Annotated in this window: 18 protein-coding genes; 8 read left to right on the forward strand and 10 right to left on the reverse strand. The window is 30.1% G+C overall.

Annotated features, from left to right (window positions below; all coding sequences use genetic code 11):
• The first annotated feature begins 3 nt into the window (after positions 1-3).
• The 5 genes from SAR11_RS06580 to SAR11_RS06600 are packed head-to-tail and all read left to right on the forward strand — an operon-like array spanning position 4 to position 5,946.
• Positions 4-684, forward strand: coding sequence for a protein glxC (locus tag SAR11_RS06580; protein ID WP_011282299.1), 681 nt, complete (start codon positions 4-6; stop codon positions 682-684).
• 2 nt (positions 685-686) lie between these two features.
• Entirely contained in the window at positions 687-2,003 is a 1,317-nt protein-coding gene (locus tag SAR11_RS06585) for an FMN-binding glutamate synthase family protein (RefSeq protein ID WP_006997972.1), read from the forward strand.
• Between the two features lie 43 nt (positions 2,004-2,046).
• Positions 2,047-3,372, forward strand: coding sequence for a type III glutamate--ammonia ligase (gene glnT / locus SAR11_RS06590; RefSeq protein ID WP_011282300.1), 1,326 nt, complete (start codon positions 2,047-2,049; stop codon positions 3,370-3,372).
• Between the two features lie 15 nt (positions 3,373-3,387).
• Entirely contained in the window at positions 3,388-4,518 is a 1,131-nt protein-coding gene (locus SAR11_RS06595; RefSeq protein WP_236608318.1) for a diaminopropionate ammonia-lyase, read from the forward strand.
• 6 nt (positions 4,519-4,524) lie between these two features.
• Complete coding sequence (locus tag SAR11_RS06600) at positions 4,525-5,946, forward strand: cryptochrome/photolyase family protein (protein WP_011282302.1); 1,422 nt, start codon at positions 4,525-4,527, stop codon at positions 5,944-5,946.
• Here the strand turns inward: SAR11_RS06600 and SAR11_RS06605 are convergent.
• From SAR11_RS06605 to SAR11_RS06640, 8 genes are read right to left on the reverse strand one after another with little or no spacing between them, the layout of a single operon-like run.
• Positions 5,943-6,362 carry a secondary thiamine-phosphate synthase enzyme YjbQ gene (locus tag SAR11_RS06605; RefSeq protein WP_006997968.1) on the reverse strand — a complete coding sequence of 140 codons (420 nt, stop codon included), beginning with the start codon at positions 6,360-6,362 and terminating at the stop codon, positions 5,943-5,945. The two genes, SAR11_RS06600 and SAR11_RS06605, sit on opposite strands and share 4 nt — an antisense overlap.
• Complete coding sequence (zapE, locus tag SAR11_RS06610) at positions 6,359-7,417, reverse strand: cell division protein ZapE (protein ID WP_020169615.1); 1,059 nt, start codon at positions 7,415-7,417, stop codon at positions 6,359-6,361. The genes SAR11_RS06605 and zapE overlap by 4 nt, the downstream gene beginning before the upstream one ends.
• Positions 7,404-7,841: a hypothetical protein gene (locus tag SAR11_RS06615; protein ID WP_011282304.1), complete on the reverse strand. Its 438-nt coding sequence runs from the start codon at positions 7,839-7,841 to the stop codon at positions 7,404-7,406. Before SAR11_RS06615 ends, zapE begins: the two co-directional genes overlap by 14 nt.
• 2 nt (positions 7,842-7,843) lie before the next feature.
• Positions 7,844-9,142, reverse strand: a complete 1,299-nt coding sequence (locus tag SAR11_RS06620) for a PQQ-binding-like beta-propeller repeat protein (protein WP_006997965.1) — start codon at positions 9,140-9,142, stop codon at positions 7,844-7,846.
• On the reverse strand, positions 9,135-9,779 hold the full coding sequence (locus SAR11_RS06625) for a hypothetical protein (RefSeq protein ID WP_011282306.1): 645 nt from the start codon (positions 9,777-9,779) through the stop codon (positions 9,135-9,137). Before SAR11_RS06625 ends, SAR11_RS06620 begins: the two co-directional genes overlap by 8 nt.
• 2 nt (positions 9,780-9,781) lie before the next feature.
• A complete protein-coding gene (gene acnA / locus SAR11_RS06630) occupies positions 9,782-12,451 on the reverse strand; it encodes an aconitate hydratase AcnA (protein ID WP_011282307.1) in 2,670 nt (889 codons plus the stop codon).
• Positions 12,452-12,456: 5 nt separating this feature from the next.
• Positions 12,457-13,044, reverse strand: coding sequence for a LysE family translocator (locus SAR11_RS06635; protein ID WP_011282308.1), 588 nt, complete (start codon positions 13,042-13,044; stop codon positions 12,457-12,459).
• Between the two features lie 5 nt (positions 13,045-13,049).
• A complete protein-coding gene (locus tag SAR11_RS06640; RefSeq protein ID WP_011282309.1) occupies positions 13,050-13,391 on the reverse strand; it encodes a tRNA-binding protein in 342 nt (113 codons plus the stop codon).
• Positions 13,392-13,418: 27 nt separating this feature from the next.
• Between SAR11_RS06640 and argE the strand changes: the two genes are divergently transcribed.
• Positions 13,419-14,609, forward strand: a complete 1,191-nt coding sequence (gene argE / locus SAR11_RS06645; RefSeq protein WP_011282310.1) for an acetylornithine deacetylase — start codon at positions 13,419-13,421, stop codon at positions 14,607-14,609.
• A gap of 21 nt (positions 14,610-14,630) precedes the next feature.
• Here argE and SAR11_RS06650 read toward each other — a convergent pair whose 3' ends face one another.
• Positions 14,631-16,067, reverse strand: coding sequence for an aldehyde dehydrogenase family protein (locus tag SAR11_RS06650; RefSeq protein WP_011282311.1), 1,437 nt, complete (start codon positions 16,065-16,067; stop codon positions 14,631-14,633).
• A gap of 14 nt (positions 16,068-16,081) precedes the next feature.
• The gene (gene speB / locus SAR11_RS06655) at positions 16,082-17,047 is read right to left on the reverse strand and encodes an agmatinase (RefSeq protein WP_011282312.1); all 966 of its coding nucleotides are present in this window, start codon (positions 17,045-17,047) and stop codon (positions 16,082-16,084) included.
• A 57-nt stretch (positions 17,048-17,104) separates the two neighbouring features.
• Here speB and SAR11_RS06660 point away from each other — a divergent pair, with 57 nt between their 5' ends.
• Complete coding sequence (locus SAR11_RS06660) at positions 17,105-17,842, forward strand: putative zinc-binding metallopeptidase (RefSeq protein WP_011282313.1); 738 nt, start codon at positions 17,105-17,107, stop codon at positions 17,840-17,842.
• Positions 17,842-18,486, forward strand: a complete 645-nt coding sequence (locus tag SAR11_RS06665; protein ID WP_011282314.1) for a peptidylprolyl isomerase — start codon at positions 17,842-17,844, stop codon at positions 18,484-18,486. The genes SAR11_RS06660 and SAR11_RS06665 overlap by 1 nt, the downstream gene beginning before the upstream one ends.
• The last annotated feature ends 52 nt before the right edge of the window (positions 18,487-18,538 follow it).

Consider the following 18,538-nt stretch of genomic DNA (forward strand, 5'->3'; position numbering starts at 1 on the left):
ATTATGAATTTAGATCTAAATAAAAAAAAACTAAGAGAAATTAATCAACTACTACAAAACGTTGGTAGAGAAAAAAATAACAGAAGTTTCCAAATTTTAAATCCCCAAGGTCAACACGCTATTTGTGCAGGTTTAAAAGATGATATTGAAGTTTCAATAAAAGGACACACTGGCTATTATTGTGCTGGGATGAATAAAAATGCTTCTATTACCGTACACGGAAATGTTGGAACGGGTGTAGCTGAAAACATGATGTCTGGTAAAGTAATTATCAAAGGCAATGCTTCGCAGTCTGCTGGTGCCACCGGACATGGGGGCTCTTTAATTATTGAAGGAGATGCAAGTTCAAGATGTGGAATTTCAATGAAGGGGATTAACATTATAGTAAAGGGGTCTGTTGGTCATATGTCAGCATTTATGGCACAAAAAGGTAATTTAATTATTTTGGGAGACGCTGATGCTGATTTAGGAGACTCAATTTATGAGGCAAAAATATTTGTTAAAGGTAAGGTTAAAAGTTTAGGTTCTGATTGTATAGAAAAACAAATGGATGATAAAAATATAAAGGAATTAAATAAAATTTTTAAAGATTTGAATATATCTGAAGATGCAAAAAAATTTAAAAGATATGGATCTGCAAGAAATTTATATAATTTTAAAATTGATAATGTGAGCTCATATTAGTTATGAAAAAAGATTTAAAAGAATTTAAAACGTTTCCATCTTCAACAATTAAAGAAATTCAAAGAGCTGCTAAGGAAGGAATTTACCAAATTAGAGGATTGGGTGCTAAAAGAAAAGTTCCAGACTTTGATGACTTGGTATTTTTAGGAGCTTCCATGTCTAGATATCCATTAGAAGGTTATAGAGAGAAATGTAATACCTCTGTAATACTTGGAGACCGTTTTGCAAAAAATCCTATTAAATTAGATATACCAATTACTATTGCTGGAATGAGTTTTGGAGCTTTAGGTGCCAATGCAAAGGAAGCTTTGGGCAGAGGTGCTTCTGCTATGGGAACTTCGACAACCACTGGAGATGGAGGCATGACAAAAGAAGAAAGAGGATCTTCTAAATATCTAGTATATCAATTATTACCTTCTCGATACGGTATGAATCCAGATGATTTAAGAAAAGCAGATGCTATAGAAATAGTTGTGGGACAAGGTGCAAAACCTGGAGGGGGTGGAATGCTTCTTGGACAAAAAATTAATAAAAGAGTTGCTGGTATGAGAACTTTACCTGAGGGCATAGATCAAAGAAGTGCTTGTCGACATCCAGATTGGACAGGACCTGACGATTTAGAAATAAAAATTCAAGAATTGAGAGAAATTACAAATTGGGAAAAACCAATTTATATAAAAGTTGGAGCAGCAAGACCATACTATGATACGACTTTAGCAGTAAAAGCTGGTGCTGATGTTGTTGTGTTAGATGGAATGCAAGGTGGAACCGCTGCAACACAAGATGTTTTTATAGAACATGTGGGTATACCAACTCTTGGTGCCTTAAGAGAATCTGTAGATGCTTTAAAAGAATTGAACATGCATAGAAAAGTTCAATTAATTGTTTCTGGTGGAATTAGAACTGGTGCTGATGTTGCAAAAGCAATTGCAATGGGAGCAGATGCTGTATCAATAGGATCTGCTGCTATGATGGCTTTAAATTGTAATGCAGATCTTTATAGAAAAGATTACGAAAAACTTGGAACAGAGCCAGGTTACTGTCATCACTGTCATACAGGAAAATGTCCTGTAGGTGTTGCTACACAAGATCCTATACTAGAAAAAAGACTCAATCCTATAGAGGGGGGTAAAAGATTAAAAAATTATTTATCCACATTAACCCTAGAGTTGCAAACATTAGCAAGAGCAAATGGAAAATCAGATGTAAGAAATTTAGAACCTGAAGATTTAGCAGCTTTAACAGTAGAAGCTGCAGCAATGGCAAGAGTTCCACTGGCTGGAACAGATTGGATACCAGGACTAAAAAATAAAAAATAGTATTGTGAAGACTAATTAACAGTTGTAAATTAAGAAATAAAATATGCCTATTAATTTATCTAAAATTGCTAAAGCTAAAAAAATAAAATATTTTTTGATTAGTTTTGTAGATTTTTTTGGTGTCTTGAGATCAAAATTAGTACCAGCACAAGCGATTGCAGACATGCAAAAAAATGGGGCGGGTTTTGCAGGTTTTGCAACTTGGCTAGATATGTCTCCTGCAGATGGGGATATGTTTGCTCTACCAGATCCTAAAAGTTTAATTCAATTACCTTGGAACAAAGAAATTGGCTGGTTAGCTTCTGATTTATATATGTATGGTAAGCCTGTTAAGGCTTCACCTAGAGTAATGCTCAAAGAGCAAATTAATAAATTAGATAAAAAAGATTTGGTCATGAAGTCAGGTGTAGAGTGTGAATATTTTTTGATATCAGAAGATGGGAGTAAAATTGCTGATGCAAGAGACACTCAATCAAAACCTTGTTACGATCAGTCTGCTTTAATGAGGAGATATGATTTAATCAAAGAAATATGTGATAGCATGATTACTATGGGTTGGAACCCATACCAAAATGATCATGAAGATGCTAATGGCCAGTTTGAAATGAATTGGGATTATACAGATTGTTTAACTACTGCTGATAGACATGTATTCTTTAAATATATGGTGAAATCATTAGCTGAAAAACATGGTCTTAGAGCAACATTTATGCCAAAACCTTTTAGCAATCTAACTGGTAATGGCTGTCATGCTCACATTTCTTTATGGAATGGAAAAATTAATAAATTTCTAGATAATGGAGACAAATTAGGTTTGAGCAAATTAGCATATAATTTTCTAGGTGGAATTATGAAACTTACTCAGCCTTTAACTGCTTTTTTTAATCCGACAATTAATAGCTATAGAAGAATAAATGCACCACCAACAAAATCAGGAGCTACATGGTCACCTAGTAGTATTTCTTATACAGGAAATAATAGAACTCATATGATAAGAATTCCTGATAAAGGTAGATTTGAATTAAGGTTAATGGATGGAGCAGTAAATCCTTATTTACTTCAAGCTGGAGTAATAGCTGCTGGTTTACATGGAATAAATAATAAAATAGATCCTGGTGAACCTTTATCTTGTAATATGTACACTGATCATAAAAATTACCCTCACCTAAAAAAATTACCTGACATAATTGAAGATGCATTAGATCAACTAGAAAATAGTAAAGAAATTAAGGAAGCATTTGGCGGTGATACTATTAAAAGCTATCTAAAGTTAAAAAGGTCTGAAATTAATGATTTTAATCAAGAAGAAAAATTTGATAAAAAAAGTTCGGTAACTCACTGGGAAAAAAATAGCACTCTTGATTGTTAATAAATGAAATCAATCATGCAGAAAAACCTTTGGTCTATTACATCATTTTTAGAGAATAAAAATTATAAATTTAATAAAGAAAATATATTTACGCAACTTCCAGAAAAATTTATAGATGAAGCAATTAAGGCTATATCTAGTTGGGATAATTATGCCCCCACTCCATTGGTTAAATTAAATAAACTAAATGATGAATTAAAATTTAAAAATATTTACTACAAAGATGAGGATAAACGGTTTGATCTAAAATCTTTTAAAGCTTTAGGTGGAGCTTTTGCTGTTTATAAGATTGCCAGTGAAAAAAAGAATATAACTGTATCAACAGCAACAGCTGGAAATCATGGTCGATCTGTAGCCTGGGGAGCTCAAAGACTTGGATTAAAATGTAAAATATTTATAAGTGAATTTGTTAGTGAATCTAGAGCTGAAGCAATGCGTAAATTGGATGCTGAAGTGATTAGAGTTAAAGGTAATTATGATAATTCATTAAAAGAATGCATAAAACAATCTAAAGAAAATAATTGGGAAATTGTGCAAGATGTGTCTTGGGAAGGTTACAAGGAAGTACCAAAATTAATTATGGCTGGATACACCATAATGATTAAAGAAATTTTAGATGAAGTAAAATCTAATTCAATATCACACGTATTTCTTCAAGCTGGAGTTGGTGGAATGGCTGCAGCAATGATTGCTGGCTTTGCAAAATTATCACAAGATATTCCAAAATTTATTATTGTTGAACCGGAAAATGCAGACTGTGTATTTCAAAGTATTAAGAATAATAAACCCACAAGTGTTGATATTAAAAAGGAAACAGTAATGGGTGGAATGTCATGTGGTGATGTATCAAGTATTGCCTGGGAAATTTTAAAAAATTCTTCAAATTATTGTTTAACTATATCTGATGAAGCAATCTCAACTACTGTAGCATTGCTAGCAGAAAAGCGTTTATCCGATGAAAAAATAATAGCTGGTGAATGTGCGGTCCCAGGTATAATCGCGTTAATAAGCTCATTTAACAATAAAGAATACTTAGATAAGCTAGAGTTAAATGAACAATCAAATGTACTTTTATTTGGTTGTGAAGGTTTAACTGATAGTGCAATGTATCAAAAACTACTAAGTGATGGATTGCAAAAAATCTGAGTAAATATGACAAAAAAAGCCATTGTTTGGATTAGAGAAGATTTTAGAATTGAATATAACGAAGCCTTAGCGACAGCAACTCAAAATCATGAGTATGTAAGTGCTATTTATATATATAACCCAAAAAACTTTGATAAAAAAAGAGAGGCCCAAAAATGGTGGCTGTCTAAATCATTAGAAAATTTAAGTATAGATCTAAAGAAATTAAATATCACATTGGAAGTTCAGTTAGGTGATGAACTAGAGGTATTATCAATTTTAAAAAAGAAAGATGATGTTACTGTTTATTGGAGTAAGGTTTATGAGCCAGATGTAATTAATAAAGGTAAAAAAATAAGAGATCTATTTATTAAGAATGAAATTCAATATAAATATTTTAAAGGAAACATTCTTGTAGAATTTCAAGAAATGACTAAAGACGATGGCACTCCCTATAAAGTATTCACTCCATTTTGGAAAAAAACTGAACAGCACTATATTTCAAAAGCTCCTTCAAAATTAATACGAGTTAAATCAAAAATTAAAAAGATAAACATATTCAAAAATTCAATTTCTATAAAAGAAATTTTGCCTAAAAAAAATTGGCATAAAAAATTTGAGAAATACTGGGACCCATCTGAAAAAGAAGCTAAAAAATATTTACAAGAATTAATAAATAATAAAATTGAGGACTATGGTGACGCACGAGATATTCCAGGTGTTAATGGAACCTCCAAGTTATCTCCTTTCTTAAAATTTGGTCAAATACATGTAGAAACAATTTGGAAGAAATGCCAAGACATTAAAGTTAAAAAAATTGGATATAGAAAGTATATTAATGAATTAGGATGGAGAGAATTTTCTCATAGTTTAATTAATTACTTTCCACAAATGTTAAAAGGTAATCTTAGAAAAGATTTTGACAATTTTCCTTGGGTTAAAAATGATAAATTTCTTAAAGCTTGGAAAGCAGGCATGACAGGATACCCTATTGTAGATGCTGGAATGAGAGAACTATACGAAACAGGATGGATGCACAATAGAGTTCGAATGATTGTTGCTTCTTTTCTTGTTAAGCATTTAAGAATTCATTGGATGGAGGGTGAAAAACATTTTAAAAATTGTTTAGTTGATTATAATGAAGCTAGTAACGTTGCTCAATGGCAATGGGTTGCAGGATGTGGTGCAGATGCAGCTCCCTACTTTAGAATCTTCAATCCTATTCTCCAGGGTGAAAAATTTGACAAAGATGGGATTTATACAAAAAAGTGGGTTCCTGAACTTAAAAACATGCCTAATAAATTTTTATACAAGCCATGGGAACTTGAAACCAAATACCAAGAACAGATTAAAGTAATTGTTGGTATCAACTATCCAAAACCAATTATAGATCACGTTGAAGCAAGAAATGCTGCTCTAGATGCTTTTAAAACAATTAAAAAAAACTAATCTCCTAAATAATGAAGAATAATCAATCTTTTTTGCTTCTCAATTCTGTGCTCAAAAAGATATAAACCCTGCCAGGTACCAAGTAATAACTCATTGTTTTTAACGCTTAAAGAGATTTGATTATTAGTTAACGCAGATTTTATATGTGCAGGCATGTCATCTTTTCCCTCAGCTGTATGGATGTAAAGGGAATTGTCCATAGGTACGAGCTTATTAAAAAAATTTACTAAATCACTCTGAACATCTGGATCAGCATTCTCTTGAATTATTAAAGAAGCACTGGTGTGTTGAATACTTATATTGATAATTCCATTATTAAATTCATTATCCTTGATCCATTTATTAGTTTCGCTTGTAAATTCATAGAGACTCTGGCCATTAGTACTCAATTCTAAATTAAAAAACTCTTGTCTCATAACTTCGTATACTTAATAGATGTTAATTCATACAACCTACTAATGGTTCTTTTAAATATCTTTTTTAAATCTTCAGAAGAGCTTAATAAATCTAATTGTAGTTGAGAAGTTATCATAAGTGGTATATTTTTTTCATAAAGAATATCAATTAAAGTAATAAATCTTTGTTGTTGATTAGAATTATCACTATTAAAAATTGGAATATTTTCTATAACAATAAAATTGCATACTTCAGTTATTTTAATGTAATCTTCAGCTCCAATATTTTTAGAACATAACTCTTTAAAATCAAAACGTGCTATTCCATTAAAGTAATTCTTAATAGTAAGCTTTCTACCTTTAATACTTAAGATCATTTCTTGATTAGTAAGATTTTTTGTTATTTTTCTGAAAAATTTATTAAGTTTAAAATTAGTTGATTCATTTAATGGATAAAAATATCTTTCATTTCTGTTTTTTACAGACTTCCTATAATCATCTTGGATAATTAATTGTGTCTCATAAGATCTTTCCTTCATTATTTTAATAAAGGGAAGAAATTGATCTCTTTGTAATCCATCTTTGTAAAGATCATTTATTTTAGTATTTGATGAAAATAAAACTTTGATATTCTCATCAAATATTTTTTTGAATAAGCTACCTAAAATCATAGCATCTACAATATTTGTAACCTGAAACTCATCTAAATAAATTAATTTAGATTTATTTTTTAGTTTTTGAACAAATTTATCTATAATATTTTCTTGTTTATTTTCTTTGTTTTTAAATACAAAGTCATGAAAACTAATCATAAACTCGTTAAAGTGAAATCTTTGTTTAGTTTTATCAAATTTATTATAAAAAAAATTTAGTATCATGGTTTTACCCACACCCACATCCCCTTGTAAATAAAACCCTGTTTTATAATTTTGTTTAGTAAATATTTTTTTTAGAAGTGATTTATTAAAGTTTTGATTATAGAATAAATTCAGCTCATCGATTGAGCCTAATTGATTGGGATTAATTTCTAAATTGTTAATTTTACAATAACTAAGAAATAATTTATTTAAATTCATTTGTTGTTTTAAAATCTATACCATATTCTGATCTAGGGCCTTTTCTTAATCCAAAAGGACCAGATAAAAATAATGTAAGAGGTCTTGTTCCTGGTTTAAGATCAACTCTGTGTAAATTATTTGCTGATCTAAAACCAATATATCCTGGCGGTCTCCAAAATCTTCCATTTTTTAACGTTTCCCAATAACCCCCTCTTAATATAACGGTTATGTAAGGAAATGTGTGATTATGAACCCCTTCCCCATGATCGTCTGCTAACATTTCATGTAATAAAATATTAAATGGAAACCATTTAGGCCTATGTCTTAATAAAACATAATATCTATTCATCCAGGGTTTAGCTTCATTAAATTTGGGGTGGGAAGGTCCACGATCTAAAACAACTTTTTTTCTTCCTAATTTATCGAGTAACTTAAGAAACATTACTAATTAAATTTGATAATAGAACCGTTGCTTATTAAAAAAAGATTATTTTCATTTATAAATGGCTGCAAAATTTTACTTCCTGAAACTTTTACTACATTCAAGATGTTACCTTCATTACTATTTACAATAATTAATTTTCCGTCACTATTAGTTAAATATATTTTATTCAAAGCTACGATAAAACCAGTAGGTTTTATTTGGTTTCTTTTTTTATCTTTATAGTTTTTATATAAATCGTTAATTCTTATTATATTCCCTGATTTTTTGTCAATAATATATAAATATCCTTTTTCAGATATGGTTATTATAAGTTTGCCAATAACAACAGGTTTAAGATCTGAGCTAATCTCAGTTTTCCAATTAATTAATCCTGTAGCACTATCAATAGAATAAAATTCATTTTTATTATTAGAGAAAAATATTGTGTTTTCATTGATAACTAATTCTGAATTAGATAATTGAAATGCATTTTGACTAATATTATTATTTTGTGTGGGTAGTTGCCACACCAGTTGACCAGATTTTATATCTACCGCTGTGATGTCTCCAATTGAATTATTAAAATAAATATTTTTATCATCGAGCACAATTGATATTTGGGTATTTGATTTTGTTAAAGACTCTTCAGTTTTTAAATTCCATATTTCTGATCCATCCTTTATTGATATTGATCTTAGAATATTTTTGTAATCCACCACATAAAAAACATCATTTTTTATTTTAATGTTAGAGTTAAAAGGAACTATGTTTGTTTTTGTCCATAATAGCTCTCCTGTATCAATATTAATTGCATAATATTTTGCCACATCATCAGTTACAATTAATATATTGTTTTTTAATGCAAAATTTAGTCTTGGCCTAATTTTTTTTTCACTTTTATTGTAAAAATTATTTTTCCATAAAGTTTTTTGGTTTTCATCGTAAAGAGTTATTTCACCTTTGTTGTCATAAAAAACTAAATTATTATTATAAAATAAAGGGCTGGGACTTATAAAATCAAAATCATTAAATTTAGAAAAGTTATATTTTCCAATTTTTTCTAAGACCCCTTCATAAGTTAGTTCGCCAGTATCATTTTGATCATTCAAGCTGTTTTGATTTAGCTTGCCATTTGATATTTTAACATAAAGATTTGAATTAAATTCATCTTCAGGTCTTATTTGTTTGGTTAAAATAGTTTTGTTATTTTCAATTTGCTGTTGATTTTTGTCATCTTTATTCCAAAAACCTGCTTTTTTACTAGTTGAGCAATTGTTTAAAATTAAGAGGATTAGGACTGATAATAGTACTTTATTCACCAAGGTCTCTGTTTAGTCTCTTTTGTGACTCAGTTTTAATTGTGCTGTTAGCATTAGGTAAAATTATAATTTGGTTAAAAAATTCTTTAGCTTTTTGTTTTTCATCTTTTGAATAAAAAAATTCTGCAAGTAAGTATAATGCATGGGACTTCCAGATACTTTCAGAATTAATTACTGGATTAAGTATTTTCAATAATTCATTTTCACTAACAAAGTCTGAATTAAATAATGCTTTTTTATATATAATCAAATTCTTAATTTCATTATCAAGTTTTGTATTTTCAATTAACTCATTAAATAATATATTTATCTCATCATTGTTCTCTAATAAATTATTGTCTAGTAGATGGTATAAAGCTAATGGAGAATAAGTTGCATCATTACTTTTTACAACATTAACCATTTCATCAATTGTTTTTTGTTTATTTTCAGGATTAAGATCTATTAATGCTAAGTTGTATTGATTGGCTAATTTAATTCTATTTTTTTCTTTAGAATTTTCAAATGATAGATAGCCAATTATAATTACTAATATTATTGAAATAATTATTATAAGTTTTTTTTTATTATTTATAAAAAAATTCTTTATTCTCTCATTTCTTGCGTTTGTATCTATGATTGTAATTTCTTCGTCCATTGCTATATCATATTCCTTAATACATACTGAAGTATTCCACCATTCTTATAATATTCTAATTCGTTTTTAGTGTCTATTCTACATAGAGTTTTAATCTTTTTAATATCTCCCGAGGCATATTTTATTTCAACTTGAACATGATCTGATGCATTTATACCGTCTTCAATTTGAAGAACGGTTATCAACTCTGAACCAATTAATTTTAAGTTTACCCTGTCGTGTCCTTCAGTAAATTGTAGAGGTAAAACACCCATTCCAATTAAATTAGATCTATGAATTCTTTCAAAACTTTCTGCTATTACAACTTTAACACCTAATAGTTTTGTTCCTTTAGCAGCCCAATCTCTTGACGATCCTGTTCCATATTCTTTTCCTCCTATAACAACAAGGTCTGTCCCTCTTTTTTTATATTCCTCAACAGCATTATAAACTGGCATTACTTTTTCTTCTGGATATAATTTTGTAAACCCACCTTCTGTTCCTGGTGCCATTTCATTTCTTATTCTAATATTTGCAAAAGTTCCTCTCATCATTACCTCATGGTTTCCTCTTCTTGATCCGTAAGAGTTATAATCTGTTGGAAGTATTTGATGTTCCATAAAATATTCACCTGTCGGGCTTTCTTTTTGAATATTTCCTGCTGGAGAAATATGATCAGTTGTAACCATATCCCCTAAAATTAAAAGTGGTCTTGCCTCTTTAATAGGTTTAAACCCCTCAGGTTGATCAGATAAATTTTCAAAAAATGGTGGTTTCTTCACATAAGTTGAACTTGAGTCCCAATTGTAAATACTGGTATTTTCAGTTTTAATTTCTTGCCATTGTTTAGGGCCTTCTGAAACATTTGAATATCTTTTAACAAACATCTCTGCATTTAGAGATTCTCTTAATGTGTCTTCAATTTCTTTATTTGATGGCCAAATATCTTTTAAAAATATATCTTTACCATCTTTACTTTTTCCTAAAGGCTCTTTGTATAAATCAAATTCCATGTGACCAGCAAGTGCATAAGCTACTACAAGTGGTGGTGATGCTAAGTAATTAGCTTTTATATGTGGAGATATTCTTCCTTCAAAATTTCTATTTCCAGATAAAACTGACACAGCGTAGATGTTTTCCTTGTCTATTGCTTTAACAATTTCCTCTGGTAAAGGGCCTGAATTTCCTATGCAAGTCGTGCAACCATATCCAACCAAATTGAAACCAAGTTTATCTAAAAATACATTCAGTCCTGCTTTTGCTAAATAATCTGTAACTACTTGTGAGCCTGGTGCTAATGATGTTTTAACCCAAGGTTTGGTCTCTAAACCAAGTTCAACTGCTTTTTTTGCTAATAACCCAGCACCAATTAATACATTTGGATTAGATGTATTTGTGCATGAAGTTATAGCTGCAATTAATATTGAGCCATCTTTAATTTCATAATCTGTTCCTGATACTTTTGAAATATGCTGTTCTTTTCTATTAGTTGCATCTTCAAAAACTTTTTTAAATCCGGTAGATGCATCTGTTAATAAAACTTTGTCCTGAGGTCTTTTAGGTCCTGAAATAGTTGGAACAACTGTAGACATATCTAACGATAAGGTATCAGTAAATTCAACTTGGTCATTAGCCCATAAACCTTGTTCTTTTGCATAATTTTCAACTATATTTACTGTGTTCTCATCTCTACCTGAGAATCTTAAATATTTTAATGTCTCTTCATCAATTGGGAAAAAACCACATGTCGCTCCATATTCTGGTGCCATATTTGCAATTGTTGCTCTATCAGCAAGAGTTAAATTCTTTAAGCCTTCTCCATAAAATTCAACAAATTTTCCAACAACTCCTTTATCTCTTAACATTTTTACAACTGTTAAAACTAAATCTGTCGCAGTAGTACCTTCTGGCATTTTATTTTTAACTTCAAATCCTATTACTTCTGGAATTAACATTGAAATTGGCTGACCTAACATTCCAGCTTCAGCTTCTATTCCACCAACACCCCAACCAAGAACTGATAAACCATTAACCATAGTAGTGTGACTATCAGTACCAACTAACGTGTCAGGAAATAAATAGTCCTCGTTTTGAAATTTTTCAGACCAGACTACTTTTGATAAATATTCTAAATTAACCTGGTGACAAATCCCAGTTCCAGGAGGAACAATTCTAAAGTTATTAAAAGCTTGTTGTCCCCATTTTAAAAAAGAATATCTCTCACCATTTCTTTTAAATTCAATATCAACATTTTTTTCAAATGAATCTGAGTTTGCAGATTTATCTACTTGTACAGAGTGATCAATAACTAGATCAACTGCAGAAAGTGGGTTGATTGTATTGGGATCTTTATTTTTTTCTTTAACCGCTTCTCTCATAGCTGCAAGATCAGCAACTGCTGGTATTCCCGTGTAGTCCTGCAACAAAACTCTAGCTGGTCTATAAGCTATCTCAGTTAATGATTTTTTTGTCTTTAGCCATTCTTTAATTGCTTCTATTTGACTTTTAGTAACTGATAGATCGTCCTCGTATCTTAAAAGGTTTTCTAACAAAACTTTTAATGACTTTGGAAGTTTTGAAATTCCATCTAAACCGTTCTTTTCTGCTTCTACTAGAGAATAATATTTGTAATCCCTATCATTAATACTGATAGTTTTTAGGGAGTTATAAGAATTTTGATTTCCTGGTTTCATTTAATTTAGATATAGAACCCTATTATACAAACAATAAGTAGCAAGGACATAGCATAATTAAATCGTTTAATAAAATTATTATTTGTCGCAAAATTCCTTAAAAACTTACCTAAAAAAGCCCATGCTGTAATACTTGTTAGAGCTGTCAAAGAGCAAACGACAATAACTGTTAAAGAACTATTTAAGTAATCGTTTTCTAATACAAATTTTGAGATTAATGTAATAGCTGCCATTACTCCTTTAGGATTTAAAAACTGGAATGTAAAAGTATCAATAAATTTTACTGGATTAATTTTTTTACCCTCTTTGGATGTTTCAGAAAATGAAATTTTATAAGCTAAATATATGAGGAATAAAGTTCCTAATATTCTGATCACTTCCTGGATTAATGGATATTTAATAAAAGTTGATATCAATACAAAATTGATCAAAATTACTAACACAGTATAACCCAACCAAACTCCCATTATTAATGGAATTGTTTTTTTTATACCAAAATTAAAACCTGAGTAAGAAGCAACAGCATTATTAGGTCCTGGTGTAAAACCTAATGAACAAGAAATTCCAATCAATAAAAATACTTCAGGATGCATAAAGTTTAAGCTATTGGAAGCCCATTCTCTGATTGTTGAGATGGGTGAACTAGTATAACTTTGCCTTCATCATCAATCGAACCTAAAATAAGAACTTGTGAAACTACACCTGCAATATTTTTTTCTGGAAAGTTACAAACGCCAATAACTTGTTTACCTTTTAAATTTTCTTCATTGTAATAATGTGTAATTTGTGCAGATGATTGCTTAACACCTATATCTTTTCCAAAATCCACTTCAATTATTAGTGAAGGTTTTCTAGCTTTTTCATTTTTTTTAACTGATATTACAGTGCCTACTCTAATGTCTATTTTGTCAAAAATATCATAGGTTATTTGTTCTTTCATAAATTTAATATATAATACAACTATATTATGAGTACAGAAAATAGTTCAGATCAATTATTCAACAACTCTGTTAAAATCTTAACTGATTTAATTAGTTTCAAAACTATATCTGGAGAAGACAATAGTTCATTAATTAACTATTGTGATGAAATTCTAAACAAACTAGGTGCTACTTCATTTAAAACTTTTGACGATGAAAAAAAAAGAGTTAATCTTTTTGCTACACTTAAAGCAAAGAAACCTAGTAATAAAAAACCTATAATTTTATCAGGTCATACTGATGTTGTTCCAGTTTCTAAGGGATGGAGTACCGATCCATTTGTTGCAACAATAAAAGATGACAAACTTTTTGGTAGAGGTTCTTGTGATATGAAAGGTTTTATAGCTTGCACATTAGCTTTTGCTCCTATTTATGCAAAAGCTAATTTAGATAGAGATATTCATTTCTCATATACGTTTGATGAAGAAACTGCCTGTATAGGGGCTCCAATTTTAATTGAAGAGTTAAAAAAAAGAGGAGTTAAAGATGGAATTTGTATAATTGGTGAGCCTACTAATATGAAAATAATAGATGCACACAAAGGATGCTACGAATACACAACTTATTTTGAGGGTTTAGCAGGTCATAGTTCTGCTCCACACAAGGGAGTTAGTGCTGTTGAATACGCATCAAGATATGTGAATAAACTAATTGAATTAAGAGAAGAATTAAAAGAAAGATCACCTAAAGACTCTATTTTTGACCCTCCTCACTCTACTTTATCAATTGGAGGGATTTTTGGCGGTATAGCACACAATGTAATAGCGGATAAATGTCATGTGAATTGGGAAACAAGACCTGTCGTCAAAGAAGATGGTGTTTTTTTAAATGCAAAAATAGATAAATATGCAAATGAAATACTTTTACCAGATATGAAAAAAGTTTTTCCTAACGCATCAATTAAAAAAAAAATTATTGGTGAAGTCACTGGTTTTGATAGAGATGAAAAATCGAATGCTTGTGAACTAGTTTCAAGTTTAACAGGAGACAACACAAGAGAAGTTGTGTCATTTGGAACTGAAGCTGGTTTATTTCAAGAAATAGGAATAAGCACAGTTGTGTGTGGACCAGGCTCGATTGAGCAAGCTCACAAAATTGATGAATTTATAATTCTTGATGAGCTTAAAAAATGTTTAAGCTTGCTGGATGGCATTAAAGAAAAATCTGTAATAAATTAACAAATTGTTAATTTAGTTAAATTAATCGTTCCAACCACTAACTACCTTAACTTCTAAATATTCTTCTAAACCTAATTTACCAGCTTCACGGCCAATACCTGAATGTTTGTATCCACCAAAAGGGGCATCAGGAGCTAAGCCTGCACCATTAATATCGACCATTCCTGATCTTAATTTTCTAGCAACTCTATTCGCTTTTTCTTGATCTTGAGTTTGAATAAAATTTAATAATCCATACGGAGTGTCATTAGCTATAGCAATAGCCTCTTCTTCAGTTTCGAAAGGTATAATTGACAAAACAGGACCAAATATTTCTGTTCTTGCAATCTGCATTTGGTTATTAACATCCGCAAATGCTGTAGGTTTAACAAAATAACCTTTATCAAGGCCATCTGGTTTGCCTGTTCCACCAGCAACTAATTTTGCACCTTCATCAATTCCAACCTGTATTAATGTTTGAATTTTTTCAAATTGAGTTTTTGAAACAACAGGACCAATATGATCACCATTTTTTGTTGCAACATCAACTTTCATTGAGTTAGCAAAATTTTTAACTCTTTCCACTGCATCTGCATAGATTGATTTTTCAACTAACATTCTTGTTGGAGCATTACATGATTGCCCTGAATTTCTAAAACATCTAAGCGCTCCTCTTTCAATTGCTTCAGCGTCAGCATCTTTAAATATGATATTTGCACCTTTCCCTCCAAGTTCAAGACTAATTCTTTTAAAATCACTTGCAGCATTTTGAGAAATTAAAGCACCTGCTCTAGTTGATCCTGTAAATGAAACCATGTTTACATCTGGATGACTAGTAAGTGCATTACCAGCAACAGCACCATCTCCGTTAATAAGATTAAAAACACCTTTTGGTAGTTTAATTTCATCAATCATTTCTGCTAAAATTATTGATGATAATGGAGCTATCTCCGATGGTTTAAGAACCATTGTGCATCCAGCTGCTATAGCAGGAATCACTTTCAAGCAAACCTGATTCATTGGCCAGTTCCATGGAGTTATTAACGCGCAAACTCCTTTTGGTTCATGTAAAATATTATTATTAAGAGCATGTTCTCCTAATTTTGCTTCAAATGTGTATTCTTTTAAAACTTTTATATAGGATTTTATGTGGCTAGCTCCAGTTCCCGCTTGTAATTGTGTTGAAAAATCTATCGGCGATCCCATTTCAAGTGAGATTGCCTTAGCCATATCATTCCATCTTTTTTTATAAACTTCATAGAGGGCTTCTAAATACTTTAATCTTTCTTCTTTAGTAGAGAAGGCCCAAGTTTCAAATGCTTTAGTTGCAGCACTTACAGCATCATTTACATCATCAACTCCAGCTAAAGATATAACTGCGCATTCCTCTTCAGTTGAAGGGTCAATTACTTTGAAATCATTTGATTTTTTTGGAGAAACCCATTCTCCATTTATATAAAAATTTTTTTTATCCAACATTTCTAAAAATTATATTATCTTTTAACTTTTGCAAACAAATTAGTTAATTCATAAACAATTGTAGCTGCTGCTAAAGATGTAACTTCTGCATGGTCATATGCTGGAGACACTTCAACTACATCCGCAGAAATTAAATTTAAACCTGAAAGGCCTCTTATGACATTAACCATTTCTCTTGTAGTCATTCCTGCAATTTCGGGTGTACCCGTCCCAGGTGCAAAAGCAGGATCCAAAACATCTATATCAATAGATAAATAAAGTGGATTGTTCCCAACTCTTTTTCTTATTCTTTCAGCAATTTTATCTGTACCTTGTGTTTGAAATTCATCACAGTGAATGATTTTAAAACCAAACTCTTCATCATTTTTAATATCATCTCTACTGTAAAGAGGACCTCTAATCCCAACATGCATTGAAGCATCATCTAAAAATAAATTTTCTTCTCTTGCTCTTCTAAAAGGAGTTCCATGAGTATAGGGCGCTCCAAAATATGTGTCCCATGTATCTAGGTGAGCATCAAAATGTACTAAAGCAACTGGCCCATTATTCATTTTATTAATAGCTCTTAGCAAAGGAAGAGCAATTGTGTGATCACCTCCTAAACTAATAATGCCACCTACTTTATCTAAAAGTTCCGTAGCCCCCTCTTCTATTTGTTTAATGGCTTCATCAATGTTAAATGGGTTACATGTAATGTCGCCTGCATCAGCAACTTGCTGAACTTTAAATGGTTCAACGTCGTAACTTGGATGATAATTAGTTCTTAAATGTCTTGATGCCTGTCTAATACTCATGGGTCCAAATCTCGCACCAGCTCTATAACTAGTGCCTGCATCAAATGGAATTCCAACAATTGCTACGTCACAACTCTCAACATCTCTTAATTCTGGTAATCTTGCAAATGTAGATGGCCCTGCAAATCTTGGAACTTTAGTTCCACTTATTGGTTGTACTGGATTTTTGTTTCTTTCTTTTTTCATTTATAAATAAAATGTACCACATTCTTTAAGAATGGAATATCTTCTATCTTTAAAATTATGAACTTAATAAGAGCTATTTTACTATTAATTTTTTTAAGTACACCCCTAAAAGCAAATACTATTTATAATTTAATTAAGATACCTAACTTAGAGATTTATGAAATAAATACCAAAAATAAACTTAGATATTTTTATGCAGCAAGACCCTTCCAACTAGGCACTCAAAAAAACATTGTTTGTTCAAATCCTAATAAGAAAGATTTAGAATTAAAATATAAGATTATTCATAAAAATCTTAATAGATACTCTTATGACTATCTAAAAAAAATTAATCTCAAATATATTGTAATGTGTGAAAATTTATCTATCTCAGAACTATATACAGCTGGTATTCCAGATAATATAATGAAAACATTAATACTAGATATCAAATTTAATGAGAAATATTTTGAAAGAGTAATTCATCATGAAGTTTTTCATGTAATGCATCTTCAGCACAAAAATATTTTTAATGAAGAAGAATGGGCTAAATTTAATAATTTTGAATTTAAATACGCTGAATGCTCTACATGCACAAAGAATATATCTTTAGAAAAATATCAAGAGACTGATGGGTTTTTTACAGAATACTCTAAATCAACAGCTTCAGAAGATATGGCAGAAGTTTATTCGCATATGATCTTCTTAGAGAAAAAAGAAATTAATCAAATTCGTAAATTAGATCCTATTTTAAATAATAAAATTTCATATATTGAAAATAAAATAAAAGAAATAGATAATTCTTTTACTTACTAATGATAAAAAAAATTAAAGCTTCTAAATCAGAAAAACTTATTTTTATTTTTTTAATCCTATTAGCTATCACAACTTTCTGCACATATTTTATAGTTAAGAATAAATGTTTATTTGTCAAAAATATTGATCCAAAGAATATTACTTTTAAAAATCCAAATAATATCGCAGTTTTAAATGCACCTTGTGGAAATGTAATTATAGAACTTTACCCTAATATTTCACCTAATGCTGTTCAAAGATTTGTAACTTTAATTAGATCTAACGCTTATGAGAATATTGCTTTTCATAGAGTAATTGAAAATAAACTTATCCAGGCTGGTGACCTAGAGTTTGGAAAAAAAGGAAATTTAGATTATGGAAAAATTGGAACTGGAAAATCAGGTTTAGGTACAATTAAATCAGAAATTGATAATGATTTTAATTATACCAAAGGTAGTGTCGGATTAGCTCGAACATTTAAGAATGATACTGAAGACAGTCAATTCTTTATAATCCTACAGGATGAACCATTATTTGAAGGCGAATATACACCCGTTGGAAAAGTTCTTTATGGTTTAGAAGTATTGAAAAAGATAAAATCTGATAAACGCTCAGAGTATATATTAAGACCAGATTTTATTAATTCCTTTAAAATGCTTAATTAACAATGAATAAAATTTCAAGTTGAACCCATTTTAGTCACTCTATAACTATTAT

This window comes from Candidatus Pelagibacter ubique HTCC1062 (genome assembly GCF_000012345.1).
Classification (GTDB): domain Bacteria; phylum Pseudomonadota; class Alphaproteobacteria; order Pelagibacterales; family Pelagibacteraceae; genus Pelagibacter; species Pelagibacter ubiqueversans.